This is a genomic window from Pseudomonas sp. H1_F01, from assembly GCF_054681425.1.
Genome location: NZ_CP162823.1, coordinates 653,294 through 679,444 on the forward strand (window position 1 = coordinate 653,294; position 26,151 = coordinate 679,444).

The window sequence follows — 26,151 nt, forward strand, 5'->3', positions numbered from 1 at the left end:
CTGCTATCGCGAGCAAGCTCGCTCCCACATTGATTTCGGTGTGTTCACGGGATTTGTGCTCACCGCCGTCTCCCTGTGGGAGCGAGCTTGCTCGCGATAGCGGTTTCAGGCTGAGGTAACTGAACAGCGCTGATCGCCACGTGTCGTAGGTACATCACGCCACCGGTTCAGGAGCTGTATGGACACCCATGAAGAAGGCAAGACCCCTGACCTTTCGGCTCAGGAGCAGCATGAAGTCGACCGCAACCAGCCGCCGCGGGCTGCGGTGCTGCACGAAATCATCCGCACCCAGGGCAACCAGGAGCTGGAGCGCAGTATCGCCGCGCTCTGGTGGTCGGCCCTGGCGGCGGGGTTGACCATGGGCCTGTCGCTGATGGCAATGGGATTGCTCAACTCCCGGCTGCCGGACCACGAAGGCTTCAAGGTGATCGCCAGTTTCGGTTACTGCGCCGGCTTTCTCGCGGTGATCCTGGCCCGCCAGCAACTGTTCACCGAAAATACCCTGACCGCCGTGCTGCCGATCATGAGCAAACCCACGCTGGGCAACTTCGGCCGGCTGTTGCGGCTCTGGGGCGTGGTGCTGGTGGGCAACCTGTGCGGCACCTTGCTGGTGGCGTATGTGATGCTGCACTTGCCGATCTTCGATCAGCGCACCGACCAGGCTTTCCTGGAGATCGGGCGCAAGGTCATGGAGAACGACACTGGCCAGATGTTCGCCAAGGGCATCATCTCCGGCTGGATGATCGCCACCATGGTCTGGATGATCCCGTCCATGGAAAGCGCCAAGATGTGGATCATCATCCTGATCACCTACCTCATGGCGCTCGGGGATTTCACTCACATCGTCGTCGGCTCGGCCGAAGTGTCGTACCTGGTGTTCGCCGGCCAGTTGTCATGGGCGGATTTCTGGATGGTGTTTGCCGGGCCGACGTTGGCGGGGAATATCATCGGCGGCAGTTTCATCTTTGCGCTGATCAGCCACGCACAGGTGCGCAGCGAGACCAATACGCCCCTCAGTCGGCAAGGCCTGCCGCAGCGCCGAGATGACGCTGGCGATAAATAAAATATAGCGCGGCCAGTACGGTTAGCCCGCCCATCAGGGCCCCGGTCCACGGCAAGTCCGCCAGGTCGGCACCACTGGCGACGACCAACCCACCAATCCATGCTCCCGCCGCGTTGCCGAGGTTGAAGGCACTCTGGTTCAGGGTCGAGCCGAGGTTCGGCGCCTCAAAGGCCTGGTCGATGATCAGCAGTTGCAGGATCGGGCACAGGGCGAAGGCGAAGATCCCCCACAGCACCAGGGTGATCGCCGCCGGAATCACCGATTGGCTGGTCTGGCTGAACGCGGCCAACACCAGCACCACGGCCAGGGCCATGGCCACCAGTGAAGGCAGCAGGCGCCGGTCCGCTAGACGCCCGCCGAGGAAGCTACCCGCTGTCAGGCCGACACCGAACAACAGCAACATGATGGTGATGCCGTGTGGGCTGACACCGGTGATGTCCTGCAGGATCGGCGCGATGTAGGTGAACACGCTGAACAAACTGGTGGAGGCCAGCACGCTCATGCCCAGGGCGAGCAACACGTTGACCTTGCCCAGCACCTTGAACTCGCTGGCCAGGTTGGCTTTGTCCATGGGGATTTCCCTGGGCAGCCAGACCCATTGGGCGATGGCGGCGATCACGCCGATCACCGATACCGCCCAGAACGTCGAACGCCAACCGGCGTATTGCCCCAAAGCCGTGCCCAACGGCACGCCCAGCACGTTAGCCAGGGTCAGGCCGGTGAACATCATGGCAATCGCCTGGGCCCGTTTGTTCGGCGCCACCAGCCCGGCCGCCACTACCGAACCGATGCCAAAGAACGCTCCGTGGCACAGCGCAGTAATGACCCGGGCGGCCATCAGCGTGGCGTAGTTCGGCGCCAGGGCGCAGAGCACGTTGCCGAGGATGAACATCAGGGTCATGCCCAGCAGCGTGGCCTTGCGTGGCATGTTGGCGGTGCCAATCGCCAGGATCGGCGCGCCGAACACCACGCCCAGGGCGTAGCCCGTAATCAGTAGCCCGGCCTGGGGAATGCTCACGGCCAAGTCCCGGGCGACATCGGGCAACAGGCCCATGATGACGAATTCAGTCGTGCCGATGCCGAAAGCGGCGACGGCCAAAGCAAGCAAGGCGAGTGGCATGCGCAAGGTCTCTGTCTGTAGTCTTGACGCTCTGATCAGGCATACGCATGCCGGCGCCCCCATTCGAATGAGCGGGGCAACAGCGAGATTATTGGAATAGGTGTATGCGCAACTGAGTGCGGCGTGGTCGGCTTGCAGTATAAACGATAGCGAATCAATTCATGAGCCCGATGATCGTAGGAGCTGTCGAGTGCAACGAGGCTGCGATCTTTCCACTGACAATTGAGTCTGAAGTGAAAGATCAAAAGATCGCTGCCTTCGGCAGCTCCTACGGGCGGGGGACAAGACAAGGAGCGTGCCGTGCTTGCAACGGCCTTGGTGTTGGTCGCGGCGCTGTTGCATGCGGCGTGGAATACGCTGATCAAGTTCAGTGGCGAGCGTTTGCTGGTGGTGGCGTGCATGGACAGCGTCGCCTTGCTGTTCGTCGCGTTGGCACTGGGTTTCGTGGCCTTGCCGCCGTTGGAGATCTGGCCGTGGATCCTGGCGTCGGCGGCGTTCGAGCTGCTCTACCGCTATTTGCTGATCCAGGCTTATCGGGTCGGTGACCTGGGGCTGGTCTATCCGCTGATGCGCGGCCTGTCGCCGCTGGTGGTGCTGGCCCTGACATTTATGTTCGCTGGTGAAACCCTGGCGACCCAGCAGGTTATCGGCATTTTGCTGATCCCGTTCGGCATGCTTTGCCTGTTGTGGCAGGGCGGTGGTGGCGAGCGGCTGCCCTGGTCGATGCTGCCGGTGGTGGCGCTGATCGGCCTGTGCATCGGTTGCTACACCTTTATCGACGGTCACGCTTTGCGGCGCTGGTCCCATCCGCTGGATTACCTGGTCTGGGTCACGCTGTTCAGTGCCTGGCCGTTCCCGTTGCTGGCGCTGGTGAGCAAGCGGCCGGCCTTCATGCGGTTCTGGCGTGAGCAGTGGCGGTTGGGGTTGGCAGTCGGATTCTGCGTATTGTTCAGCTACGCTCTGGTGCTGTGGGCCATGCAACTGGGCTCGATCGCCGAAGCGGCGGCGCTGCGGGAGATCAGCGTGATCCTGGTGGTGCTGTTCGGCATGCGTTACTTGAAAGAACCTTTCGGCTTGCCGCGGCTCTTAGCCTGCGGGCTGGTGTTGGTTGGCATGCTGGTGATGAAGTCCTGACCGGCGCTGGACTTGCGATATTCTATAAAACTCAAAGAAGGAACTGCGTCAATGACGGTTGCCCTGTGGTGTATTTTGATTGCCTTTCTCCTGCCTTACCTGTGTGTCGCCATTGCCAAGATCGGTGGACGATACAGGCTGGCAGATAACCACGACCCTCGGGACTTTCTGGACTCACTCGAAGGTGCGCCTCGGCGGGCATACGCCGCGCAACTGAACAGCTTTGAAATCAGCCCTTTTTTTGCCGCCGCCGTGATTGTCGCGCACCTGGCCGGCAATGCCGAGCTGGTGACCATCAATGTGCTGGCAGTGCTGTTCATCACCAGTCGCCTGCTCTACATCATTTGCTATCTGGCTGACTGGGCGATTCTACGTTCGCTGATGTGGTTCGTGGGGGTGGGGTTGGTCTTGAGTTTCTTCTTCGTTTCGGTCTGAGCCTGATTTCGGATTTTTGGCGTTTTGGCTGGCCTCTTCGCGAGCAAGCTCGCTCCGACAGTTGATCTCGGTGAATACATATTTTGTGTACACAACCGATCCAATGTGGGAGCGAGCTTGCTCGCGATCGGGGCCCTAGGGATTGGCGGTCACCGCATTCGCCACCTGCGGCACTTGCGGCAACGCCATGCCCTTGGGCCAGAGCATCCAGATCTGGCCCTGTTGCTTCATGTCCCCGGCCAGTTGTCCGGCCGCCTCGCCCGTGCCCCAGAACAGGTCCGCCCGCACTTCGCCGGCAATTGCACCGCCAGTGTCCTGGGCGGCGACGGGCCGGTTCAAGGTGCTGCCGTCGGGGCGCGTGGTGGATAGCCACAGCAGGCTGCCCAGCGGAATCACCTTGCGGTCCACCGCCACACTGTAGCCGGCTGTCAGCGGTACATTCAGCGAGCCTCGCGGGCCTTCGTTGCTGTCGGGGTTACGGTTGAAGAACACGTAGCTGGGGTTGCTGCCCAGCAATTCGGGAATACGGTTCGGGTTGGCCTTGGCCCAGGCACTGATGGCGCCCATGGTCACGTCTTCTTTCTTCAGCTCGCCCTGTTCAACCAGCCAGCGCCCGATGGGGCGGTAAGGATGGCCGTTCTGGTCGGCATAACCGATGCGCAGTTGGCGGCCATCGGCGAGTCGAATGCGTCCCGAACCCTGGATTTGCAGGAATTGCAGGTTCATGGGGTCGGTCAGCCAGGCGATGACCGGCGCCTTTACTCCGTTGGTTTCGATGGTGGCCGCGTCGTCGTATGGCTTGAGCACGCGGCCTTCGAGGCGGCCACGCAGGCGTTTGCCCTTGAGTTCAGGGTAAATGCTGTCCAGCGACACAATGATCATGTCCTCTGGCACACCGTAGACCGGGATATTCGCCGTAGCGGTCTGGGTGAGGCTGCCGGGGTAGACCGGCTCGTAGTAGCCGGTAATCAGGCCGTTGGGGCTGTTGTCTCCCGAGCGCAGGCCATAGACGTCCAGGTTCTGTTTCAGGAAATTGCGTACATCCTGTGGGGTTTGCGGCACATTGGCCGCTGCCGCGCAGGTCGGGCCCCAGGTCGCATCGGCCTTGAGTCGGGTGCAGGCACTGCGCCAGGAGCCGAAACCGGCCAGCAGGTCTGCATCGGACACCGACGGCAACGCCTCCCACGGTGCGCTGACATAGGTGGCGAGGGCGTGGGTCTGAGGTTCTTCGACCTTTTCGCCGCGATTACAACCGGCCAACAGTGCGATCAGCGGTAGGGTCAATGCCAGGCCTTTGTGCCAGGTCTTGATGCGGCTGTTCATGAAGATTTCCTTTGCAGTCATTCGAACGCTGTCAGGCGCTCGAACAACCCGTATTGTTGATAGGGCCATTGGTCTTTACCGATGACCCGAGGATACTAACTGCCGTTTCCTGCCCCGAGGCCAAGATGTTTGTAAAACGATTTTCCATGGCCGTACTGGCCTGCCTGATGTTATCCGCCTGTGGCGGCGTCGATCCCAATTCTCCCCTTGGCCAGCGCAAGGCGATCTTCAAGCAGATGCTCAAGACCAACGAAGAGTTGGGCGGCATGTTGCGTGGACGAGTCCCGTTCGATGGCCCACGATTTGCCGAAGGCGCGGCGCAACTGGATCAACTCTCCCATGAGCCGTGGAAGCACTTCCCGCAAGTGCGCGAGCAAGACCACACCAGCGCCCGGGATGAGGTCTGGCAAAAGCAGGCGCGTTTCCAGGAAATGGCCCGCAACCTTGAAGCCGCCACCGGTGAGTTGGTGACCGCCAGCAACGTCCAACCCTACAAGGCCAGTTACTTGGGGCCGGCGGTGCAAAAGGTCGAGGATGCGTGCAGTGCCTGTCATAAGGAGTTTCGGGATCATTGACATATCTTGAAAGATCGCAGGCTCCTACAGGGGATCGCATTCATCCTGCAGGAGCCTGCGATCTTTTCAATGTTCACTTGTCCAGCTCGTCCACCGCTTCCTGCAGTTCCTTGCGGGAGGTTGCCAGCTTGTCCTTGCGTTTGTTGATCCGCTCGGCGTCGCCTTTTTTCATGGCCTTTTCCAGGTCGGCCTGACGCCGGCTGACCTCGTGCTTGGCATCGAGCACCTTGTTTTCACGCTCCTTGCGCAAGGACGCATCGGTGCAATGGCTGGTGACTTCGTCCAACGCGGTTTCCAGGCCTGCCTGCTGGTCCTGGTTGCCACGGGACTTGGCCAGTTCGATCTGGTTGATGATGCCCTGGCGCTTGGCCGCGCAACCGGTGAGCTCCGGGGCTTGCTCGTCCGCCATCAAGGGGGCGGCCATGGCACTGCATAAGACCAGCAGGGCAACGGGGGACAGGAAATTCATAGCAACTCCGTAAAAAATCGCGAGCGGTCGGTACAGATGCGCTGTTGGAACGCATGCTTGCCCCTTGGGTTCAACCGCACAGGGCCCGGATTAAAAACCGTCGACCCCGGCAGTGCGTAATACGTCACTCAAGGCCAGCACCTGCGGGTCGCGAAAAAATGCGCTCAGTTGCGCGGCGCGTCCCGGTCCGATGCCGGCCTCGGCTTGCCATTGTTCGGTGCTGCGCTCGGCCAGCGCCTGCCACGGCCCCTCCAGCCGGGCCTCACCAGCGGGCGGCAGGCCCAGGGCCTTGAGCCATTGCTCGAACGGGCGTTGTCGGGCGCTGTGCAGGCTGGCGAGCAGGCGGGTGCTGCTGTGTTCGCCGAAGCCGGCAATGTTAGCAAGCTCGGCGGCATCGAGGGTCATCCAATCCAGCAATCCGTCGAGTCGTCCGGCGGCCAGCAGCTTTTCCCAGGTGCCGGGGCCGACGTGGGGCAGGGCAAGCCCTTGTTTGCCGCTGAGCCAGCCCAGTCGCGCGAGGAACTGGCTTTCACAGCCGGGTGTCGGTTGCCAGCAACTCAAGAAGTGATGATCGGTTTCCGCAGGGACGTTGAGGTTCTGCCGCTCGACGCTGCGCAGCACGACGCTGTCGAGCCGTGGGATGGTCAGCCCGGCCAGGCTGATAGCGACACGGTCGCCGGGGCGAATGTCCATCTCTTCCCAACGCTTGAGGGAACTGACACTTACCCGGCGAATCCACCGGTCGTCGAGTCGGATGCGTTCAAGCTCCAGTACGGGGGTGATGCGTCCGGTGCGACCGACCTTGAAGTGCACCTTGCGCACTTCGGCCAGCGCCTGGGCATACGGGTATTTCCAGGCCACGCTCCAGAACGGCGCCCTGGCCTGCCAGCGGTCGGCGGGTGGGCGGCGGCTCTGGTGCAGGACGATTCCGTCGCTGGCGAATGGCAGCGGCGTGCGGTACCAGTGATCGCGCCACTGCTCGGCATCGGCCAATGTCCGCACAGGTTGGTTGTAGTCGAGGGTGTCAGCGAAGCCCAAGGCGTTCAGCGCGGCCATTCGCTCGGGCAGGGTGTCCGGCCCTTCCGGCCAGTCCCAGACAAACAGGTCGATATACACCCCATCGTGTACCGTCAAATTGCTGCGTGCCATCAAGCCTGCCATGGTCCCGCGGGCGTTCACGCTGCCGCTGCTGGCTTGGACATGGGCCTCCAGGCGCCAGTACAACTCGCCCTGGACGACCAGGTCTACGGACTGGTGCAGTCGCTGGGGGATGGCGCCGATCTTGCGCGCATTCGTGGTCCAGTCATGTCCTTGGACGCCATCGCCACGGCTGATTGCCTGATGCAGGCGACCCTTGCGATAGACCAGGGTTACCGCCACACCGTCGACTTTCGGCTGGGCCCAGACGTCCTCCCGACCGCGCAGCCAGGCCCCCACGGCGTCGGCGTCCTTCAGCTTTTCCAGGCCGGTATGGACCACGGGGTGCGGAACCTTTCCGCCCGTTGAGCGCAGCGGATCGTCGGGTGCCGCGAGGTTGAAGCAGCGGCGCCATTGGCCCAACTGTGCGCGGGACTGGTCATACAGTTCGTCGGCCACCGGCGATTGACCGAGGCGGTGATAGCCGTCGTCCCAGGTGTCGATTTGCTGTTGCAGCGCGGCGATCTCGGCCCGGGCGCGTTCAGTGGGCCAGTCGGGACAGGGCGCGGCGAGCGCAGGAATGGCAATGAAGACAAGACAGGCGAGTGCATACAAAAACGGTGGCATCGAAGCATCCTTGCTTGGTTGAGTACTGAAGGCTAGCCACCGTCCCGGAAGTTGCGAGGCCCGGAGCGTTACCGGATTTTGCGGGGCCTGGTGGCAAAATCGCGGCGGTACAGTGCGAGGCGATTTAGCCGTGCAACTGTGTCTTGCCCTCATCAACGGCCGGCGCAGAATGGGCTTTCGATTCACCGCTGCCTGGAATGCTCCCGATGGAACTGTCGACGCTCGCTGTTTTCATCCCGGCCTGCTTTGCGCTGAACATGGCGCCGGGGCCGAACAACCTGCTGTCCATCAGTAACGCCTCGCGTTATGGCTTCGTCCGGGCGTGCAGTGGCGGCATTGGTCGATTGCTGGCGTTTGCGATCATGATCGCCCTGGCAGCGGTGGGGCTTACCGCCGTACTGCACACCTCGGAGTTGCTGTTCCTGGGGATCAAGCTCGTCGGTGCCGCTTACCTGTTCTATTTGGCCGTGCAATTGTGGCGGGCCCAGCCTGAGGCCGGCAGTGAAGCCGCGGTCGCGTCGATGAGCCGGGCTGGCCTGGCGCGCCAGGAGTTCCTGGTGGCGATCGGCAATCCGAAGGCGATCCTGTTGTTTACCGCGTTCCTGCCGCAATTTGTCGACCGTACAGGCACCGTCACCCAACAATTTGCCGTGCTGGGAGGTTTGTTCCTGGCACTGGAGTGCATCGCCATCGGCCTGTATTGCTACATGGGCATTTACGCGCGACGGCTGTTCGCCCGGCCTAGTGGCAAGCGCCTGTTCAATCGAATGTGTGCGGGACTGCTGGCCAGTGCGGCTTCGTTTTTGCTGGTGGCGCGGCGGACTTGAGCGCCATGACGAGGGGATTTTGTGGGAGCAAGGCTTGCCCGCGATACAGGCACCTCGTTACCGCAGGGACCGCGTTGTCCTCATCGCGGGCAAGCCTTGCTCCCACAGATAAATTCTCTCGCCTCAAGAGCCTGGCATGAAAAAGCCCCTGGCGACCCGGTCGCCAGGGGCTTTTCTTTACACGCGGGTATTACAGGCCGGCAGCGGCGCGCAGGGAGTCGGCGCGGTCGGTTTTTTCCCAGGTGAACGTGGTGAAGGTATCGTCACCCACGGTCTTGGTCTGCGGCGTACGACCGAAGTGGCCATAGGCTGCAGTGTCCTGGTACATCGGGTGCAGCAGGTCGAGCATGGTAGTGATGGCGTACGGACGCAGGTCGAACACTTCACGGACCAGGTTGATGATCTTGTCATCGCCGATCTTGCCGGTGCCGAAGGTATTCAGCGAGATCGACGTAGGCTGGGCCACGCCAATGGCGTAGGAAACCTGGATCTCGCAGCGCTCGGCCAGGCCGGCGGCGACGATGTTCTTGGCGACATAACGGCCGGCGTAGGCCGCCGAACGGTCAACCTTCGATGGGTCCTTGCCGGAGAACGCGCCGCCGCCGTGACGAGCCATGCCGCCGTAGCTGTCGACGATGATCTTGCGACCGGTCAGGCCGCAGTCGCCCACCGGGCCGCCGATGATGAATTGGCCAGTCGGGTTGATGTGAAACTGGGTGTCCTTGGACAGCAGCTCGGCAGGCAGCACGTGCTTGACGATCAGTTCCATCACGCCTTCGCGCAGGTCTTTGTAGGACACTTCTGGGTTGTGCTGGGTCGACAGGACAACGGCATCGATACCCACCACCTTGCCGCCTTCGTAACGGCAGGTCACCTGGGACTTGGCGTCCGGGCGCAGCCAAGGCAGCAGTCCGGATTTACGGGCCTCGGCCTGGCGTTGAACCAACTGGTGCGAGAAGGTGATCGGGGCCGGCATCAGCACGTCGGTCTCGTTGCTGGCGTAGCCGAACATCAGGCCCTGGTCGCCGGCACCCTGGTCTTCAGGCTTGGCCCGATCAACGCCTTGGTTGATGTCGGGGGACTGCTTGCCAATGATGTTCATCACGCCACAGGTCGCGCCGTCGAAGCCGACGTCGGAGCTGTTGTAGCCAATGCCCAGGATCACGTCGCGGACGATCTGCTCCAGGTCGACCCAGGCCGACGTGGTGACTTCGCCGGCGATGATCGCCACGCCCGTTTTCACCAGAGTCTCGCACGCCACGCGGGCGAACTTGTCTTCAGCAATGATGGCGTCCAGCACCGCATCAGAAATCTGGTCGGCGATTTTGTCCGGATGCCCTTCAGACACGGACTCGGAGGTGAAAAGGGAGTATTCGCTCATCTCGATGTTTTCCTACAAGTTACCGTTGGTGAGTGTCGCCAGTCGGCCGCTGAAAGTGGCGAACCTGGATCTGGAAACCATTACGTAAGCCTACATAGAGGCTTTCCCCGGGCACGAGACCCGCAGCGGTGGCCCAGCGGGCCAGGTCGTCCTGTTCAAATCCGAGCCAGAGATCGCCGCAGGCCTCCCTGGCCCAGCTCTGGTTGTGGCTGCATAACTCCGTCACCAGCAGGCTGCCGCCCGGTTGCAGCATGCCGGCCATGTGTCTGAGTGCATCGGCCGGCGCGGCGAAATGATGCAGCACCATGTTCAAGACAACGCAGTCGGCCTGCAGGCTCATGCCATCCAGAGCATCGGCCAGTTGCAGGCTGACGTTAGCCAGGGCCTCGCGTTCACACACCTGGCGCGCCAGTTCGAGCATGGCCGGGCTGTTGTCCAGCGCCGTCACCTGGCTGAAACGCCGCGCCAGCTCCGGCAGGAAAGCACCATCACCGGGGCCGACTTCAATCGCCGTGGCCGTGGCTTCGAAGCTTAGTTTGTCGAGCAGCGCCACGACGCTTTCGCGGTATTGCGGCAGCCCGGCGATCAGGTCTTGCTGGGCGCGAAATTTCTCGGCGACCCGTGCGAAAAAATCCTGGCTGGCGGCGGCCCGTTGCCCGTGTACCTGGGCGATGCGAGCCTGTACGTCCGTCGGAAGGTTCAGCGCGTCCACTTCGTCCAGCAGCGCCGTGTGCAGCTTGCCGCCCAACAGGTCGGTGTGGGGCAGGGCGCGGCGATAGAAAATGGCGTTGCCTTCGCGGCGGGTCGCCACCAGGTCAGCCTGGGCCAGGACCTTGAGGTGGTGGCTCATGCCGGACTGGCCGATGCCGAAGATCTGCGCCAGCTCCAGCACGCCGAACGAGTCGTTGGCCAGGGCGCGCAATACATTGAGCCGCAACGGATCGCCGCCGGCCTTGCAAAGGGCCGCCAGCTCATCGCAGTCGTCATGGCGAATGGAAGGCGCAGGTAAGTTCATAGTGCGGCAGTCTAGTGAGGGGTTTCGATCATCGCAAGTTCAATATCAAAAAGTTTTGATATTGCTGGATAAATGGCACTTCCCAACCTGTGCTTGACTCTACAAGCCATCAGCGGAAAGGTTTCACCTGGCGAATGCGACTTTATCCACCGGAAAAACGCCCAAGGATGACTATCTGTCATTGCCCCGGGGTGGGTGGGTGAGGGAAAATGCTCGCCTTTTTTCAGTTCCATTTTTATTCATTCTCGATTCAATACCCGCAGGAGAACAGCGATGCCCAGCCGTCGTGAGCGTGCCAATGCCATTCGTGCCCTCAGCATGGATGCCGTGCAGAAAGCCAACAGCGGCCATCCCGGTGCCCCCATGGGTATGGCGGATATCGCCGAGGTGCTTTGGCGCGACTACCTCAAGCACAGCCCGAGCAACCCCGCTTTCGCCGACCGTGACCGTTTCGTACTGTCCAACGGTCACGGCTCGATGTTGATCTACTCGCTGCTGCACCTGACCGGCTACGACCTGTCGATCGATGACCTGAAAAACTTCCGCCAACTGCACAGCCGCACCCCGGGCCACCCGGAATACGGCTACACCCCAGGCGTGGAAACCACCACCGGTCCATTGGGCCAAGGCCTGGCCAACGCCGTGGGTTTTGCCCTGGCGGAAAAAGTCCTGGCAGCGCAATTCAACCGCCCAGGTCATAACGTCGTCGACCACCACACCTACGTATTCCTGGGTGATGGCTGCATGATGGAAGGCATTTCCCATGAAGTCGCCTCCCTGGCCGGCACCCTGGGCCTGGACAAGCTGATCGCTTTCTATGACGACAACGGCATCTCCATCGATGGCGAAGTCGAAGGCTGGTTCACCGACGACACCCCCAAGCGCTTCGAAGCCTACAACTGGCTGGTGATCCGCAATGTCGACGGCCACGATCCGGAAGAGATCAAGACCGCCATCGAGACCGCCCGCAAAAGCGCCCAGCCGACCCTGATCTGCTGCAAGACCACCATCGGTTTTGGCTCGCCGAACAAGCAAGGCAAGGAAGACTGCCACGGCGCGCCGCTGGGTGCCGAGGAAATCGCCCTGACCCGCGCCGCGTTGAAGTGGAACCATGGCCCGTTCGAAATCCCGGCCGACATTTATGCCGAGTGGGATGCCAAGGAAAAAGGCCGCGCGCTCGAAGCCGAATGGGACCAGCGTTTCGCCGCGTATTCCGCCGAATTCCCTGAACTGGCAAACGAGCTGGTGCGTCGCCTCAGCGGCGAGCTGCCGGCCGACTTCGCCGAAAAAGCCTCGGCGTACATCGCTGAAGTCGCCGCCAAGGGCGAAACCATCGCCAGCCGCAAGGCCAGCCAGAACACCCTGAACGCCTTCGGCCCATTGCTGCCGGAGCTGCTGGGCGGTTCGGCCGACCTGGCCGGTTCCAACCTGACCCTGTGGAAAGGCTGCAAAGGCGTCAGCGCTGAAGATGCCAGCGGCAACTACATGTACTACGGCGTTCGCGAGTTCGGCATGAGCGCGATCATGAACGGCGTGGCGCTGCACGGCGGCCTGGTGCCTTACGGCGCGACCTTCCTGATGTTCATGGAATACGCCCGCAATGCCGTGCGCATGTCGGCGCTGATGAAAAAACGCATCCTGTATGTGTTCACCCACGACTCCATCGGCCTGGGCGAAGACGGCCCGACTCACCAGCCGATCGAGCAACTGGCGAGCCTGCGTTGCACGCCGAACCTGGACACCTGGCGCCCATGCGATGCCGTGGAATCGGCAGTGGCGTGGAAGTACGCCATCGAGCGTAACGACGGCCCGTCGGCGCTGATCTTCTCCCGCCAGAACCTGCAGCACCAGAACCGCGATGCCGACCAGATCGGTGACATCACTCGCGGCGGCTACGTGCTCAAGGACTGCATCGGCGAGCCTGAACTGATCCTGATCGCCACCGGTTCCGAAGTCGGCCTGGCCGTCCAGGCCTACGACAAGCTGACCGAGCAGGGCCGCAACGTACGCGTAGTGTCCATGCCTTGCACCAGCGTGTTCGACGCCCAGGATGCTGGCTATAAGCAAGCGGTGTTGCCGCTGCAGGTCAGTGCGCGGATCGCCATCGAGGCTGCTCACGCTGATTACTGGTACAAGTATGTGGGCCTGGAAGGCCGCGTGATCGGCATGACCACCTACGGCGAATCGGCACCTGCGCCGGCGCTGTTCGAGGAATTCGGCTTCACCCTGGAAAACATCCTGGGTCAGGCTGAAGAGCTGCTGGAAGACTAAGTCCAGGCATGTATTGCCTGTTCTGACGCTATCGCGGGCAAGCCTTGCTCCCACAGGATGTGCATACCCCCACTGGGAAAGTGCCAGTCTGTGGGAGCAAGGCTTGCCCGCGATGACTGCGGAACATTCAGCGCTGTACTTCATGGATTCACTCTGGTCAGAGAACCCCCCATGCCCCAACCGCGTCCCTACAAAGTTGCACTCAACGGCTACGGCCGGATAGGTCGTTGCGTCTTGCGTGCGTTGTTCGAGCGAGGGGCCAAGGCTGGTTTCGAAATTGTGGCGATCAATGATCTGGCCGACATGGCCAGCATCGAATACCTGACACGCTTTGACTCCACCCACGGCCGGTTCCCCGGCGAAGTGCGGGTCGAGGGCGATTGTCTGCATATCAATGGCGACTGCGTGAAGGTCCTGCGCAGTGCCACCCCCGAAGGCATCGACTGGGCGTCCCTGGACGTCGATCTGGTGCTCGAATGCTCCGGCGCCTACCACACCCGCGAAGACGGCCAGCGTTTTCTCGCTGCCGGCGCGCCACGGGTGCTGTTCTCCCAGCCAATGGCCAGTGAAGTGGACGTGGACGCCACTATCGTCTATGGCGTGAACCAGGATTGCCTGACCGGCGAAGAGCTGCTGGTGTCCAACGCGTCCTGCACCACCAACTGCGGCGTGCCGCTGTTGCGCCTGCTGGACCAAGCCATTGGCCTGGAATATGTGTCGATCACCACCATTCACTCGGCGATGAACGACCAGCCGGTGATCGACGCCTACCATCATGAGGACTTGCGCCGCACCCGTTCGGCGTTCCAATCGGTGATTCCGGTGTCCACTGGTCTGGCGCGCGGCATCGAACGGCTGTTGCCGGAACTTGCGGGGCGAATTCAGGCCAAAGCCGTGCGGGTGCCGACGGTCAACGTGTCCTGCCTCGACATTACGATGCAGACCGTGAGCGATACCGACGCCACCGAGGTCAACCGGATCCTGCGCGAAGCCGCCACCAGCGGTCCGCTCAAAGGCCTTCTGGCCTACACCGAGTTGCCTCATGCCAGTTGTGATTTTAACCATGACCCGCATTCGGCCATCGTCGATGCCAGCCAGACCCGTGTTTCCGGGCCGCGGCTTGTGAACATCCTGGCCTGGTTCGACAACGAATGGGGGTTTGCCAACCGAATGCTGGACGTTGCCGAGCATTACCTGCAAACCGCTTCTAAAAAACCTGCTCTCTAAACAGTTACCCAGGAATTGCGACCCATGACCGTGTTGAAGATGTCCGACCTCGATCTGCAAGGTAAGCGCGTACTGATCCGCGAAGACCTCAACGTCCCCGTCAAGGACGGTGTTGTCACCAGCGACGCGCGTATCCTGGCTTCGCTGCCGACCATCAAGCTGGCCCTGGAAAAAGGTGCGGCCGTGATGGTCTGCTCCCACCTGGGCCGTCCGACCGAAGGCGAGTTCTCGGCGGAAAACAGCCTCAAGCCTGTGGCCGATTACCTGAGCCGTGCCCTGGGCCGCGAAGTGCCATTGGTCGCTGACTACCTGGGCGGCGTGGACGTGAAGGCCGGCGATGTCGTGCTGTTCGAAAACGTGCGCTTCAACAAGGGCGAGAAAAAGAACGCTGACGAACTGGCCCAGCAATACGCCGCCCTGTGCGACGTGTTCGTGATGGACGCTTTCGGCACCGCCCACCGCGCCGAGGGTTCGACCCATGGCGTGGCGAAGTTCGCCAAAGTCGCTGCCGCAGGCCCGTTGCTGGCTGCCGAGCTGGACGCACTGGGCAAGGCCCTGGGCTCCCCGGCCCAGCCGATGGCTGCCATCGTCGCCGGCTCCAAGGTCTCTACCAAGCTGGACGTGCTCAACAGTCTGAGCCAGGTCTGCAACCAGTTGATCGTCGGTGGCGGCATCGCCAACACGTTCCTCGCCGCTGCGGGTCACCCGGTCGGCAAATCCCTGTACGAACCGGATCTGCTGGACACCGCCCGGGAAATCGCCGCCAAGGTCAGCGTACCGTTGCCGGTGGACGTGGTCGTGGCCAAGGAATTCGCTGAAAGCGCCACCGCCACCGTCAAGCTGATCGATGACGTAGCCGAGGACGACATGATCCTCGACATCGGCCCGCAAACCGCAGCCAACTTCGCCGAACTGCTGAAATCTTCCAAGACCATACTGTGGAATGGCCCGGTCGGCGTGTTCGAGTTCGACCAGTTCGGCAACGGCACCAAGGTGCTGGCCCAGGCCATCGCCGACAGCGCTGCGTTCTCCATCGCCGGTGGTGGCGACACCCTGGCCGCGATCGACAAATATGGCGTGGCCGAGCAGATATCCTACATTTCTACCGGTGGCGGCGCATTCCTCGAGTTCGTCGAAGGCAAGGTGTTGCCTGCCGTGGAAGTCCTGGAAAGCCGGGCCAAGGCCTGAAGCTGCATTGACCAGGCAAAGGAGTGTTCTGATGGTCAAGACGATCCCGTTGCTGTTGGCGGCGACGATGCTGGTGGCCTGCTCAAGCGGCCCGCAGGCTCCGGCCCCGCAACCCGGCACGTCGGCGCCTGAAGACGGCTGTTATCAGGCCGACTGGCAGGCCGAGACCAACCCGGTGCTGAACAAGCGTTCCGGACCGGACGGCCTGGACAAATACGAGACGCAAACCCCGACCAAGGAACATGGTTGTCCTTGACGGGTCTGACTCTTAACTCATGGCTGGCGGCGTGTGCCGTCAGTCGAGGAACACGGATGAAAGGCTTGATCGCCGTCGTGGCGTTGGCATTGCTGGGCGGTTGTGCGCAGTTGGACTTTTTGCACACGTCCGAACCTGTTGAAGGTTGGACGACCTGGACCTGTGACAGCGAGGCCAAAGTGCTCTGGCGCTACACCGACACCGCCCACAAGGAAGTCGATGTTCGCCTGGGCGGCGCCGATAAGGTTTATCGCCTCAAGCTTGAGCCGGGTGCTGAAGGTTCACTGTACAGCGATGACATGCTGGCGTTTCACGTCAAGGGTGAGGAAGGCCTGGTGTATTGGGTCGCCACCAATGATTTGATTGGGCGTGGCTGCAAGGCCGAGTGACAAGATTGATCCACACGGATCCAGAGGCTGGAACAGAACCAATGTGGGAGCGAGCTTGCTCGCGATAGCGGTGTATCAGGCGACAGTGATGTTGCATGTGCCGCCCTCATCGCGAGCAAGCTCGCTCCCACAGGGATTGCGTCAGTATCTGGGTTTAGCGATACCGAACACGCAGCTCGGGCCGACCCCCGATCCGCAATGACTTGAATAGCCGCCGCCGCTCCGGCAGGCTGGCACGATTAACGACCCTCGACCGGGAGAGAGACACAATGGCACTTATCAGCATGCGTCAGATGCTGGACCACGCAGCCGAGTTCGGCTACGGCGTTCCAGCCTTTAACGTCAACAACCTTGAGCAGATGCGCGCCATCATGGAAGCCGCTGACAAGACTGACTCTCCGGTGATCGTCCAGGCTTCGGCCGGTGCCCGCAAATACGCCGGCGCGCCGTTCCTGCGTCACCTGATCCTGGCTGCGATCGAAGAGTTCCCGCACATCCCGGTGTGCATGCACCAGGACCACGGCACCAGCCCGGACGTCTGCCAGCGCTCCATCCAGCTGGGTTTCAGCTCGGTGATGATGGACGGTTCCCTCGGCGAAGACGGCAAGACCCCGACCGACTACGAATACAACGTACGCGTCACCCAACAGACCGTCGCCATGGCCCACGCCTGCGGCGTGTCGGTGGAAGGCGAACTGGGTTGCCTGGGTTCGTTGGAAACCGGCATGGCTGGTGAAGAAGACGGTATCGGCGCCGAAGGCGTGCTGGACCACAGCCAGATGCTGACCGATCCGGAAGAAGCCGCGGACTTCGTCAAGAAGACCCAGGTCGACGCCCTGGCCATCGCCATCGGCACCAGCCACGGCGCCTACAAGTTCACCAAGCCGCCAACCGGCGACGTGCTGGCGATCGACCGCATCAAGGAAATCCACAAGCGCATCCCCAACACCCACTTGGTGATGCACGGTTCTTCCTCGGTTCCACAAGAGTGGCTGGCGATCATCAACCAGTACGGTGGCGACATCAAAGAGACCTACGGCGTGCCGGTTGAAGAAATCGTCGAAGGTATCAAGTACGGCGTGCGCAAGGTCAACATCGATACCGATCTGCGCCTGGCTTCTACTGGTGCGATGCGTCGTTTGATGGCGACCAATCCGAGCGAGTTTGATCCGCGTAAGTTCTTCGGTGCGACCGTGACTGCGATGCGTGATGTGTGTATTGCGCGTTATGAGGCGTTTGGTACTGCGGGTAATGCTTCCAAGATCAAGCCGATCTCTCTGGAGGCTATGTATCAGCGATATCTGAAAGGTGAGTTGAACGCCAAGGTCAACTGAGGCTTTAGCGTTGTGAGAAAACCCGCAGTGATGCGGGTTTTTTTATGTTTGGGATTTGGGTGTATATCCGTTTTTTGGGTGACGGCGGCTTATGGTTCCGCCCTTACAGTGGTTCACTTTTGGAAGAGCGCTGTACGGACCGGACACATGGTTGACGGGGCGCCTGAGATCAACGTCCATCGCGAGGCGGCCTGACAGCCGACCTGGCTCTTGCGGTTGTACACCTGTCAGATCTGTGGGAGCAAAGCTTGCTCGCGAAGACGATGGCACATCCAGCGCTGATGCAAGCTGATCGATCGCTATCGCGAGCAAGCTTTGCTCCCACAGGTCCTGCTCAAACAGATCTGATGGATGTACGACCGGGAGAACCAGGTCGGCTGTCAGGCCGCCTCGCGAGCAAGCTTTGCTCCCACAGGTCCTGCTCAAACAGATCTGATGGGTGTACGACTGGGAGAGCCAGGTCGGCTACTAGGCCGCCTCGGAAAGGATCTTGAACTCGGCGCCCCGTTAACCACGCTGGCCGAACGCAGGCATTGTGGAGTGGGCAACCCGGCATGGATGCCGGGTTAGCCGCGCTGGGCCCAGAGTGTGTAAAAACCGATAAAAACATCGTCGGCACGTAGTGCCGACAGGTGTTGGCCAACTGATTAAAACCTGAAGGGTTCCTGTAGCTCCAAGCGGCCCCTACGAACGCTAGCAAGGCTTCATAGCTTGATTAACGGGGCAAAACGGCAGGCTTTCAGGCCGCCAGCGCCTTCATCAGACCCTGCGCACCAAGGATTTTCATCACTCTTTTCCAATTGTAAGCGAGCACATTCAAGCTCATTTCAGTGCTGACCCCAGCCAGCCGCCGTGTCAGAAAATGCGTCGCTCCCATCCATTGCTTCAGCGTCCCGAAGGGGTGCTCGACCGTTCGCTTGCGGATGTTCATCATCTGCGGCTCATTGTTCAGCCGGGCCTGCATTTCCTCCAGTAACGCCTCATGTTCCCAGCGCCGAATTTTTCGCTCTCTGGCCGGTGTGCATTGCGCCTTTATCGAACAGGCTCGGCAGTTGGAGTGCCAGTAAACGTCCAGCTTCTTGCCCTTGTCGACGTAAGAGTTGCGCCAGATCAGCACTTGTTTAGCGGGGCAGACGTAGACATCTTTGTCTGCGTCGTAAACAAACTCGTCATTGCCGAAACGGCCATCAAATTTGGCCCGCGAGCTCAGCGTTTTCGGCACATAAGCTGTGATCCCTGCCTCGTGACAGGCCAGGATTTCTACGCTTTTGTAATACCCTCGGTCCGCCACCACCGACAACGATTCGATTTGCATCGCCTCACGGGCCTGCTGGGCCATCGAGCTAAGCTGATCACGGTCGTGACCGACATTGGTCACCTCGTGCGCAACGATCAAATGGTGTTTGGTATCGACTGCTGTCTGCACGTTGTAGCCCACGATGCCATGACCGCTCGTCATCATCATCGAGCGCGCGTCCGGGTCGGTTAGCGAGATCTGTTTGTCCGGCGATGCTTCAAGCTGTATTTCAATCGCCTGAAGCGCCTTCATCTGCTCCTTCAATTTGGCGATTTTCTCTTCCAGGCCGCCTTTGGGCCCTGAAGACTTGGGCTCTTCCCGATCAGCCTCATCCAGCGCCTTCAGATAACGGGCAATGCTTGATTCGATCTCTTCCATCCGGCGCTTCAGCTTGGCGCTGGTGAAATTGCGGTCGCGGTGGTTCACCGCCTTGAATTTACTGCCATCGATGGCAACGAAATGCTCCGAGAACAGCCCCAATTGTTGACACAACACGACGAACTGCCGACAGACTCCTCGAATGGCCTTTCCGTTGTCTTTGCGGAAATTGGCGATGGTCTTGAAATCCGGCATCAGGCGACCGGTCAGCCACATCAGCTCGACGTTGCGCTGCGCCTCGCGCTCAAGGCGCCGGCTTGACTGGATACGGTTGAGATAGCCGTAGATGTAGATCTTCAGCATGACTGCAGGGTGGTAAGCCGGTCGGCCCGTTTTAGCGGGGACAGCGCTGTCAAAACCCAAGCTGATCAGGTCGAGCTCATCCACGAAGACATCGACAACGCGCACCGGATTGGTGTCGCTGACGTAGTCGTCCAAGCTCTCGGGGAGCAAGGTAGTTTGATCTCGGTGTTCACCTTGGATGAAGCGTTTCATGGGCAGCCCTTGCGATGAAGTCCTGGGGAATCATAGCAAGGGTTGGCTTCGGGGTTTTTACACACTCTGGGCCATGGATGGCCCTTCGCGGCGGGCCCACGGAGCAATGCCTTCGTTCAGGCATGACGAGCCTGGGCGAGGCACCAAGTGGTGGGGCAGAAGCGCTTTGGTTACTTTCGACTGGGCCGGCTTCCGGGCTTTTCGAAAGTGACTCGCCGTAAGGGCGAAACCATAAGCGGCCGTTGCAAAGAAAACGGATATACACACAGATCCTGATAGCGCTGTGTCAGCCAACATCCCTATCACTGACCCAGCGCTATCGCGAGCAAGCTCGCTCCCACAGGGGATCATCTCCCGCCGGGAGGGCTTTATTGGTCTTCGAGCCCACGCTGTTCAATGACGCCGAACACGTCGGTGACATCCTGAACCAGGATCCGAGCAACATTGGTGAGGGTATTGAAGTCGCTGGCGGCCGAATCGCGCAGGGTGGCGCAGGCCATGAGCGTCAGGTAATCGAGGGTCGCATGCAGGCGTTCGCTGGCGCAGGCGTGAAGCTCTGTTAGCGGGGCAGTCTTGTCAATGAACAGCACAGGTTGTGTGGTGGCGATCGGGGTCAAGGGCGTGAAGCGGTTAATCGATTGATGCGTGGTCATAGATGAAATTCCCTATAGAAAAAGAATTGCCACCTTTTTTGCTGCGAAACAAAGTGGGTGGCAGCTACGCGCGGGTTCGCAGACCGAGAATGACCAAACCCGGCAGACCCAAAGGCCTCCCACGCGCAACCGCCATAAAATGAATGTCGGCAATTTTGCCTGAGTTTTCATTTTGCGGTGCAAAGTCATTGTTCTCTGTCGGGCTGCGAAACCCTTGCCCACTGACCAAAGCCAGCAGACAAGCCGAACTATAGAGGAGATTTTCGAAGCCAAAATCGACCTGTAGGACGCCCACAACCCCCTGTGGCGAGGGAGCTTGCTCCCGCTCGGGGGCGTAGCCGCCGTAAAGTCGGCACATGCGGTGGGACTGACGGAAAGAGGGGGCTGCTTCACGCCCAACGGGGATAAATCCCCCTCGCCACAAGAGGGGGTTTCCTACGAGATTATCGGAAGTGAAATTTCAGGTGTTGTGATCGATATCCAGCACGCTGAACGTCACTTTCCCGCCTTCACTGGTGTAGCCAGTGTTGTCCTGCACGTACACCCCAGCCTTGAAGTACAACGGCTTGACCCGCCAGGTGGAGCTGATGGTGGTGTACCAACTGCGACCCGCCGCAGTAATGCCCAGGTCGCCGGTACGATCAAGGTGGATCCGGTAACTGAAGGACTGATTGAGTTTCACGCCGGAGGCGACGGTGATGACCCGGCCTTCGTCGTCATCGGGACGCATGCGCACCTTGGCGACGATGTCCCCGGTGCTGGTGGCATCCTTGTATTGGTATTCCAACTTCACCAAGGGTTTGCTGCTGTCCTTGGCATGAATCTGACCGATCACGATCTTGCCGCTACTGGGTACCTGGCTGACGACCAGCTTTGCACGCAATTGGTTGTCGGCATCGGGGTACAGCCAGTTGCGCAAGGTGCCGTCTTTGTAGGTCTCACGCAATTCGCTGCGCGGGTAGATCGCGTTTTCAGTCTTGGTGCCGGTCACCGGTGACCAGAAATACACCGTGCTGCCTTCGGAGTTGAAATATTTGTCCTGGAACCCATCCACCAGCCGAGGGGTTTCGATGGTTTTCGGCGGACTGCCTTCGGGGATGCTCAGGTTCCAGGTTGCAAGATCGACCATGTTCGGATCCTTTCTGAGAAGAAGAAATGATTTACGCCACAGCCGGAGGCTCTAAGACGCGCTTTTGCTGAGGCCAGAAGGGGGTGCAGGCGAATGTTTGGCACGTTCGTCTGGCGGAGGGTTGGCGTCAACAGTCCGTCAGAGTTGCGTTTGTCGCTTTTGTGCCCGAGACAAACGACCGTTGGTCGACTATTCCGATTTTTTTCGGAACCTTGTGCGATGGCTATTTGACTCTTTCGCCACGCGCGGACAAAAAAACACCCTGAATGGGTGCTTCGAAGGTGGGTCGATAGCAGCGTTCCATGCTGCTAATGCGGGCGGGGGAGCGCTCAAAGGGTGGCGTGTTTGATTTCCAGCAGGCTGAACGTCACTTTGCCGCCTTCGGTGGTGTAGCCGGTGTTGTCCTGAACGTAGACGCCCGCTTTGAAATACAGCGGTTTGACCTTCCAGGTAGGGTCGACAGTGGTTCTCCAGTTGTAGCCTGCCGCACTGATGCCCAGTGCGCCCTTCGGGCTGAGGTGGATCATGTAGGTAAAGCTCTGGTTGAGCTTAACGCCGGTGGCGATGGTGATGACTTGACCGGTTTCGTCGTCGGGGCGGATGCGCACCTTGGCGACGATGTTGCCGGTGGAGCTGTAGGTTTTGTACTGGTACTCCAGTTTCACCATGGGGCTGGTGCTGTCTTTGGTGTGGATCTGACCGATCACGATCTTGCCGGAGCTGGGCACCTGGTTGACGCTGACGGCGGCACGCAGGGTGTTGTCCGCCGCCGGGTACAACCAGTTGCGCAGGGTGCCGTCGCTGTAGGTTTCGCGCAGTTCGCTGCGTGGGTAGATCGCGTTTGCGGTCTTGGTGCCGGTCACCGGCGCCCAGAAGAACAGCGTGCCGGTGTCGGAGTGGAAATATTCATCCTTGAACCCTTGGGCCAGCCGAGGCGTTTCGATGGTGGTGGCGGGGCTGCCTTCGGGAATGCTCAAGTTCCAAGTGTTGAGATCGATCATGGTCGGATCCTGCGTAACGGGCGTAAAAGTGCTGAGTACCAAAGCGGGAGGCTCTACTCCGAGCATTTGGAATGTGTTGATCACGCAGGAAGGGGTCTTTTTGAGTAACCATCCGGCGGATGTTTGACGTCAATTGTCCGTCGAATATGTCAATTGCAGCATCTATGCCTGGATGGGTGACCGTTAGTCGGCAGTTTTGAGCTAGATCTGAACTATGGCGCATCGATAGTGTCGCGTTGGGCGGGCAGCATTCCGTTGCTGCCCTGGCGTCACGCAAAGCGCCTAGATGTGATCGATATCCAGCAGGCTGAACGTCACGGTTCCGCCTTCGGTGGGATAACCGGTGTTGTCCTGCACGTACACGCCCGCCTTGAAGTACAGCGGCTTGTCGCTCCAAGTGGAGCTGATGGGGGAGCTCCACTGGTAACCCGCGCCATTGATGGTCAGGACGCCTGCGGGGCTGAGATGGATCAGGTAAGAGAAGGATTGATTCAGTTTGATGCCCGTGGCGATGGTGATGACCTGGCCTGTTTCATCGTCCGGGCGCATGCGTACCTTGGCGACAATGTTGCCGGTGGAGCTGTAGGTTTTATATTGGTATTCCAGCTTCACCATGGGGCTGGTGCTGTCCTTGGCATGGATCTGACCAATCACGACCTTGCCGGTGCTGGGCACCTGGCTGACGGCCAGGGTGGCAGCCAGCTTGTTGTCCGCCGCTGGGTACAGCCAATTGCGCAAGGTGCCGTTGCTATAGGTTTCACGAAGTTCACTGCGCGGATAAATAGCATTAGTGGTCGTGGCGCCGGTCACCGGTGCCCAGAAAAAAACCGTGCCGGAATCGGAGTGGAAATACTGGTCCTGGAACCCTTGCACGAGTTGAGAGGTTTCGATGGTGGCCGGAGGGCTGCCTTCGGGGATGCTCAGGTTCCAGGTTGAGAGATCGATCATGGCGGGGATCCTATGTCACTCGATGAAAAAGCTGCACACCACAAAGCAAGGCTCTAGGCCGGTCTTTTCGGGGCGTACGGGTGAGCGACGGAAGAAACTGGCTGGCAACCCTTCGGCGGATGGCTGACGTCAATTGTCCGTCGAAGTTGTCTGTGCAGCTTTTGTGCCCGAGGAGGGTGACCGTTAGTCGGCTATTTCGGGCTTTGCCTGGATGATGGCGCGTTGACACCTACTGCTTTTCACAATCCCGGTCTAGAGTGAGGGGACAGTATTTGTCCGCTTTGCTACGTAAAAACGGACGTGGCGCCCGATAAGAGAAGCAGCATGGAATGCGCGCAACCACCGCTCGGCGAAGACAGCTCTGTCCTTTTGATTGTTGATGATTACCCTGAAAACCTGCTCAGCATGCGAGCCTTGTTGCAGCGTCAGGATTGGCAAGTCATGACCGCGTCCTCGGGGGTCGAGGCGCTTAACCTGCTGCTTGAACACGACATCGACCTGGTTCTGCTGGATGTGCAGATGCCGGACATGGACGGTTTCGAAGTGGCGCGCCTGATGCGCGGTAGCCAGCGCACGCGGCTCACGCCGATCATTTTCCTGACGGCCAACGAGCAATCCCAGGACGCGGTCATCAAGGGCTACGCCAGTGGCGCCGTGGATTACCTGTTCAAACCCTTCGATCCGCAAATCCTCAAGCCCAAGGTCCAGGCGCTGCTCGAGCACCAGCGCAATCGCCGGGCCTTGCAGCGCCTGAGCCAGGATCTCGAAGCGGCCAGGGCCTTCAATGCCTCGGTGCTGGACAACGCCGCCGAAGGCATCCTGGTGGTGGACGAGAATGGCTGTATCCGCTTCGCCAACCCCTCTACCTGCCGCTTGCTCAATGCCACCGCCGAGCAATTGCAGGGCATGCCGTTCCTGGATTTCCTGCAGAAACCGCATATCCCCGAGTGGCTCGATTCCGATATCCACAACGCCTATCGTCGGGGTGAAACCTGGCGATTGCATGACGCGGTCCTGCGCACGGCGCCCGGCCAGCAGGTGTCGGTGGCCTTGTCCTGTGCGCCGTTGCCGTCGGAGCAGAAGGCGATGGTGGTGACACTCCAGGACATGTCCGTGGTTCGCCACTTGCATCAGCAACTCGAATACCAGGCTGTCACGGACCCGCTGACCGGTTTGCTCAACCGCCGGGGGTTCTACCAGACCGCCGAAAACCTGTTGATGCGCAGCGAGCGCCTGGAAAGCAACTGGGTGTTGCTGTACCTGGACCTCGATGGCTTCAAGCGGGTCAATGACTCGCTGGGGCACGATGCCGGGGACCGGGTATTGCGCTGGGTGTCGGAACAGTTGAAGGCGTGCCTGCGTCCGTTCGATATCCTGGCGCGGCTGGGCGGGGACGAGTTCACCGCGCTGCTGGACCTGGAGTTCCCCGAGCAAGCGGCCAAGATCGCCGAGAAACTCATCGAGCGAGTCGCAATCTGCCAGCAGATCGAAGGCATGGATGTCGCACTGGGGGCCAGCATCGGCATCGCGACGTACCCGGATTGCGGCGCCAATCTCGATGGGTTGCTGCGGGCGTCCGACATCGCCATGTACGAAGCCAAGCGTGCCGGCCGCCAGCAATACCGTTTTTACGATCATGAAATGAACGGTCGAGCCCGTTCACGGCTGATGCTGGAAGAGAGCGTGCGCTCGGCCATCGAGAACCGCGATTTCAATATGGTCTACCAGCCGCAGGTAAGCATCATCGATGGGCGGATCCGCGGGTTCGAGGCGCTGTTGCGCTGGCAGCACCCCAGCGTCGGTGATGTTCCGCCGGGCCTGTTCCTGCCCTTGCTGGAAGAGGCGCGGTTGATCAGTCGGCTGGGCAGCTGGATTTATCATCGCAGCGCCGCCCAGCGCAAAGTCTGGGAACGCTTGTTCGCTGACGACCTGGTGTTGGGGGTGAGCCTGAGTAGCACCCAGTTCGGCATGCCCAACCTGGTGACCGAGTTGCGCCAGGTCTTGGAACGCCATGCCTTGAAGCCCCGGCAACTGGAGGTGGAGGTGACCGAGGATGCGCTGATGCGCAATCCCGATGAAACCCACAAGCAACTGCGACTGCTGCGTCACCTCGGAGTGCGGGTTGCATTGGATGACTTTGGTTCGGGGCCCTGTTCGCTGACGCATCTGCGTGACCTTGAGCTCGATACCCTCAAGCTCGACCGGCACTTGATCGCCCGCGTACCGGGATCGCCCCGGGATGCCGCGTTGGCCGCCTCGGTGATCGACCTGTGTGGACAATTGGGCTTGCGGGTGATCGCCGAAGGGGTGGAAACCCGCGAGCAATATGAGTGGCTGCAGGCCCATGGCTGTGAGTACGTGCAGGGGTTCCTCGTGGCGCGGCCCTTGATGGCCGAAGACACCGATGCCTTCGCCACGCCGTTCGACTGGAGCGCGGTGCAGGCTTGAATTCGCTACACTGGCGGCCTCTTGTGACTGT

At 60.6% G+C, this 26,151-nt stretch carries 24 protein-coding genes; 12 read left to right on the forward strand and 12 right to left on the reverse strand.

Annotation, left to right across the window (positions count from 1 at the left end; all coding sequences use genetic code 11):
- Positions 1–178 precede the first annotated feature (178 nt).
- Complete coding sequence (locus AB4O09_RS03025; protein ID WP_013694448.1) at positions 179–1,063, forward strand: formate/nitrite transporter family protein; 885 nt, start codon at positions 179–181, stop codon at positions 1,061–1,063.
- Here the strand turns inward: AB4O09_RS03025 and AB4O09_RS03030 are convergent.
- The gene (locus AB4O09_RS03030) at positions 1,014–2,183 is read right to left on the reverse strand and encodes an MFS transporter (protein WP_003206416.1); all 1,170 of its coding nucleotides are present in this window, start codon (positions 2,181–2,183) and stop codon (positions 1,014–1,016) included. The genes AB4O09_RS03025 and AB4O09_RS03030 overlap by 50 nt on opposite strands.
- Positions 2,184–2,483: 300 nt before the next feature.
- Between AB4O09_RS03030 and AB4O09_RS03035 the strand changes: the two genes are divergently transcribed.
- Both AB4O09_RS03035 and AB4O09_RS03040 read left to right on the forward strand, forming a co-directional pair.
- Entirely contained in the window at positions 2,484–3,317 is an 834-nt protein-coding gene (locus AB4O09_RS03035; RefSeq protein WP_013694447.1) for an EamA family transporter, read from the forward strand.
- Positions 3,318–3,368: 51 nt separating this feature from the next.
- Positions 3,369–3,752 carry an MAPEG family protein gene (locus tag AB4O09_RS03040; protein WP_013694446.1) on the forward strand — a complete coding sequence of 128 codons (384 nt, stop codon included), beginning with the start codon at positions 3,369–3,371 and terminating at the stop codon, positions 3,750–3,752.
- 135 nt (positions 3,753–3,887) lie between these two features.
- On the opposite strand, the gene mltA is transcribed toward AB4O09_RS03040, so the two are convergent.
- On the reverse strand, positions 3,888–5,075 hold the full coding sequence (mltA, locus tag AB4O09_RS03045; protein WP_003206411.1) for a murein transglycosylase A: 1,188 nt from the start codon (positions 5,073–5,075) through the stop codon (positions 3,888–3,890).
- Between the two features lie 125 nt (positions 5,076–5,200).
- Here mltA and AB4O09_RS03050 point away from each other — a divergent pair, with 125 nt between their 5' ends.
- Positions 5,201–5,650: a c-type cytochrome gene (locus AB4O09_RS03050; RefSeq protein WP_003206409.1), complete on the forward strand. Its 450-nt coding sequence runs from the start codon at positions 5,201–5,203 to the stop codon at positions 5,648–5,650.
- Positions 5,651–5,723: 73 nt separating this feature from the next.
- Here AB4O09_RS03050 and AB4O09_RS03055 read toward each other — a convergent pair whose 3' ends face one another.
- Positions 5,724–6,119, reverse strand: a complete 396-nt coding sequence (locus AB4O09_RS03055; protein ID WP_003206407.1) for a DUF1090 domain-containing protein — start codon at positions 6,117–6,119, stop codon at positions 5,724–5,726.
- Between the two features lie 90 nt (positions 6,120–6,209).
- Entirely contained in the window at positions 6,210–7,883 is a 1,674-nt protein-coding gene (gene ligB, locus AB4O09_RS03060) for an NAD-dependent DNA ligase LigB (RefSeq protein ID WP_027912927.1), read from the reverse strand.
- Positions 7,884–8,089: 206 nt separating this feature from the next.
- Between ligB and AB4O09_RS03065 the strand changes: the two genes are divergently transcribed.
- Positions 8,090–8,710, forward strand: a complete 621-nt coding sequence (locus tag AB4O09_RS03065; RefSeq protein ID WP_027912928.1) for a LysE family translocator — start codon at positions 8,090–8,092, stop codon at positions 8,708–8,710.
- A gap of 190 nt (positions 8,711–8,900) precedes the next feature.
- Here AB4O09_RS03065 and metK read toward each other — a convergent pair whose 3' ends face one another.
- Genes metK through AB4O09_RS03080 form a run of 3 tightly spaced genes read right to left on the reverse strand, consistent with a single transcriptional unit; the run spans position 8,901 to position 11,339 of the window.
- Positions 8,901–10,091 carry a methionine adenosyltransferase gene (gene metK, locus AB4O09_RS03070; RefSeq protein ID WP_013694443.1) on the reverse strand — a complete coding sequence of 397 codons (1,191 nt, stop codon included), beginning with the start codon at positions 10,089–10,091 and terminating at the stop codon, positions 8,901–8,903.
- 19 nt (positions 10,092–10,110) lie between these two features.
- Positions 10,111–11,106, reverse strand: a complete 996-nt coding sequence (locus AB4O09_RS03075) for an ArsR/SmtB family transcription factor (protein ID WP_003206398.1) — start codon at positions 11,104–11,106, stop codon at positions 10,111–10,113.
- Between the two features lie 11 nt (positions 11,107–11,117).
- The gene (locus AB4O09_RS03080; RefSeq protein ID WP_013694442.1) at positions 11,118–11,339 is read right to left on the reverse strand and encodes a hypothetical protein; all 222 of its coding nucleotides are present in this window, start codon (positions 11,337–11,339) and stop codon (positions 11,118–11,120) included.
- Between the two features lie 40 nt (positions 11,340–11,379).
- Between AB4O09_RS03080 and tkt the strand changes: the two genes are divergently transcribed.
- The 6 genes from tkt to fba all read left to right on the forward strand — a co-directional run bounded on the left by tkt (position 11,380) and on the right by fba (position 17,771).
- Complete coding sequence (tkt, locus tag AB4O09_RS03085; RefSeq protein WP_013694441.1) at positions 11,380–13,377, forward strand: transketolase; 1,998 nt, start codon at positions 11,380–11,382, stop codon at positions 13,375–13,377.
- A gap of 171 nt (positions 13,378–13,548) precedes the next feature.
- A complete protein-coding gene (gene epd / locus AB4O09_RS03090; protein ID WP_013694439.1) occupies positions 13,549–14,604 on the forward strand; it encodes an erythrose-4-phosphate dehydrogenase in 1,056 nt (351 codons plus the stop codon).
- 24 nt (positions 14,605–14,628) lie between these two features.
- Positions 14,629–15,792: a phosphoglycerate kinase gene (locus AB4O09_RS03095; RefSeq protein WP_003206391.1), complete on the forward strand. Its 1,164-nt coding sequence runs from the start codon at positions 14,629–14,631 to the stop codon at positions 15,790–15,792.
- 31 nt (positions 15,793–15,823) lie between these two features.
- Complete coding sequence (locus AB4O09_RS03100) at positions 15,824–16,048, forward strand: flagellar basal body L-ring protein FlgH (protein WP_003206389.1); 225 nt, start codon at positions 15,824–15,826, stop codon at positions 16,046–16,048.
- Between the two features lie 56 nt (positions 16,049–16,104).
- A complete protein-coding gene (locus tag AB4O09_RS03105) occupies positions 16,105–16,437 on the forward strand; it encodes an MliC family protein (RefSeq protein ID WP_003206388.1) in 333 nt (110 codons plus the stop codon).
- Positions 16,438–16,706: 269 nt separating this feature from the next.
- The gene (gene fba, locus AB4O09_RS03110) at positions 16,707–17,771 is read left to right on the forward strand and encodes a class II fructose-bisphosphate aldolase (protein ID WP_003177554.1); all 1,065 of its coding nucleotides are present in this window, start codon (positions 16,707–16,709) and stop codon (positions 17,769–17,771) included.
- A gap of 739 nt (positions 17,772–18,510) precedes the next feature.
- On the opposite strand, the gene AB4O09_RS03115 is transcribed toward fba, so the two are convergent.
- The 5 genes from AB4O09_RS03115 to AB4O09_RS03135 all read right to left on the reverse strand — a co-directional run bounded on the left by AB4O09_RS03115 (position 18,511) and on the right by AB4O09_RS03135 (position 23,672).
- A complete protein-coding gene (locus AB4O09_RS03115) occupies positions 18,511–19,941 on the reverse strand; it encodes an IS1182 family transposase (protein ID WP_123487477.1) in 1,431 nt (476 codons plus the stop codon).
- A 368-nt stretch (positions 19,942–20,309) separates the two neighbouring features.
- The gene (locus AB4O09_RS03120) at positions 20,310–20,594 is read right to left on the reverse strand and encodes a hypothetical protein (protein ID WP_013694435.1); all 285 of its coding nucleotides are present in this window, start codon (positions 20,592–20,594) and stop codon (positions 20,310–20,312) included.
- Between the two features lie 460 nt (positions 20,595–21,054).
- Positions 21,055–21,723 carry a polysaccharide lyase family 7 protein gene (locus AB4O09_RS03125; protein ID WP_003206385.1) on the reverse strand — a complete coding sequence of 223 codons (669 nt, stop codon included), beginning with the start codon at positions 21,721–21,723 and terminating at the stop codon, positions 21,055–21,057.
- Between the two features lie 329 nt (positions 21,724–22,052).
- Complete coding sequence (locus AB4O09_RS03130) at positions 22,053–22,724, reverse strand: polysaccharide lyase family 7 protein (RefSeq protein WP_013694433.1); 672 nt, start codon at positions 22,722–22,724, stop codon at positions 22,053–22,055.
- Between the two features lie 282 nt (positions 22,725–23,006).
- Positions 23,007–23,672 carry a polysaccharide lyase family 7 protein gene (locus AB4O09_RS03135; protein ID WP_003206381.1) on the reverse strand — a complete coding sequence of 222 codons (666 nt, stop codon included), beginning with the start codon at positions 23,670–23,672 and terminating at the stop codon, positions 23,007–23,009.
- Positions 23,673–23,996: 324 nt separating this feature from the next.
- On the opposite strand from AB4O09_RS03135, the gene AB4O09_RS03140 reads away from it, so the two are divergent.
- Entirely contained in the window at positions 23,997–26,120 is a 2,124-nt protein-coding gene (locus tag AB4O09_RS03140) for a putative bifunctional diguanylate cyclase/phosphodiesterase (protein WP_003206379.1), read from the forward strand.
- Positions 26,121–26,151 lie beyond the last annotated feature (31 nt).

What these genes read in the sequence shown, in the direction of transcription:
- fba (WP_003177554.1), top strand. Translation starts at nt 16,707, where the DNA reads ATGGCACTTATCAGCATGCGTCAGATGCTGGACCACGCAGCCGAGTTC.
- AB4O09_RS03100 (WP_003206389.1), top strand. Translation starts at nt 15,824, where the DNA reads ATGGTCAAGACGATCCCGTTGCTGTTGGCGGCGACGATGCTGGTGGCC.
- AB4O09_RS03075 (WP_003206398.1), bottom strand. Translation starts at nt 11,106, where the DNA reads ATGAACTTACCTGCGCCTTCCATTCGCCATGACGACTGCGATGAGCTG.
- AB4O09_RS03115 (WP_123487477.1), bottom strand. Translation starts at nt 19,941, where the DNA reads ATGAAACGCTTCATCCAAGGTGAACACCGAGATCAAACTACCTTGCTC.
- tkt (WP_013694441.1), top strand. Translation starts at nt 11,380, where the DNA reads ATGCCCAGCCGTCGTGAGCGTGCCAATGCCATTCGTGCCCTCAGCATG.
- mltA (WP_003206411.1), bottom strand. Translation starts at nt 5,075, where the DNA reads ATGAACAGCCGCATCAAGACCTGGCACAAAGGCCTGGCATTGACCCTA.
- epd (WP_013694439.1), top strand. Translation starts at nt 13,549, where the DNA reads ATGCCCCAACCGCGTCCCTACAAAGTTGCACTCAACGGCTACGGCCGG.
- AB4O09_RS03105 (WP_003206388.1), top strand. Translation starts at nt 16,105, where the DNA reads ATGAAAGGCTTGATCGCCGTCGTGGCGTTGGCATTGCTGGGCGGTTGT.
- AB4O09_RS03050 (WP_003206409.1), top strand. Translation starts at nt 5,201, where the DNA reads ATGTTTGTAAAACGATTTTCCATGGCCGTACTGGCCTGCCTGATGTTA.
- AB4O09_RS03130 (WP_013694433.1), bottom strand. Translation starts at nt 22,724, where the DNA reads ATGATCGATCTCAACACTTGGAACTTGAGCATTCCCGAAGGCAGCCCC.
- AB4O09_RS03120 (WP_013694435.1), bottom strand. Translation starts at nt 20,594, where the DNA reads ATGACCACGCATCAATCGATTAACCGCTTCACGCCCTTGACCCCGATC.
- AB4O09_RS03125 (WP_003206385.1), bottom strand. Translation starts at nt 21,723, where the DNA reads ATGGTCGATCTTGCAACCTGGAACCTGAGCATCCCCGAAGGCAGTCCG.
- ligB (WP_027912927.1), bottom strand. Translation starts at nt 7,883, where the DNA reads ATGCCACCGTTTTTGTATGCACTCGCCTGTCTTGTCTTCATTGCCATT.
- AB4O09_RS03080 (WP_013694442.1), bottom strand. Translation starts at nt 11,339, where the DNA reads ATGGAACTGAAAAAAGGCGAGCATTTTCCCTCACCCACCCACCCCGGG.
- AB4O09_RS03040 (WP_013694446.1), top strand. Translation starts at nt 3,369, where the DNA reads ATGACGGTTGCCCTGTGGTGTATTTTGATTGCCTTTCTCCTGCCTTAC.
- metK (WP_013694443.1), bottom strand. Translation starts at nt 10,091, where the DNA reads ATGAGCGAATACTCCCTTTTCACCTCCGAGTCCGTGTCTGAAGGGCAT.
- AB4O09_RS03030 (WP_003206416.1), bottom strand. Translation starts at nt 2,183, where the DNA reads ATGCCACTCGCCTTGCTTGCTTTGGCCGTCGCCGCTTTCGGCATCGGC.
- AB4O09_RS03140 (WP_003206379.1), top strand. Translation starts at nt 23,997, where the DNA reads ATGGAATGCGCGCAACCACCGCTCGGCGAAGACAGCTCTGTCCTTTTG.
- AB4O09_RS03025 (WP_013694448.1), top strand. Translation starts at nt 179, where the DNA reads ATGGACACCCATGAAGAAGGCAAGACCCCTGACCTTTCGGCTCAGGAG.
- AB4O09_RS03135 (WP_003206381.1), bottom strand. Translation starts at nt 23,672, where the DNA reads ATGATCGATCTCTCAACCTGGAACCTGAGCATCCCCGAAGGCAGCCCT.
- AB4O09_RS03095 (WP_003206391.1), top strand. Translation starts at nt 14,629, where the DNA reads ATGACCGTGTTGAAGATGTCCGACCTCGATCTGCAAGGTAAGCGCGTA.
- AB4O09_RS03065 (WP_027912928.1), top strand. Translation starts at nt 8,090, where the DNA reads ATGGAACTGTCGACGCTCGCTGTTTTCATCCCGGCCTGCTTTGCGCTG.
- AB4O09_RS03055 (WP_003206407.1), bottom strand. Translation starts at nt 6,119, where the DNA reads ATGAATTTCCTGTCCCCCGTTGCCCTGCTGGTCTTATGCAGTGCCATG.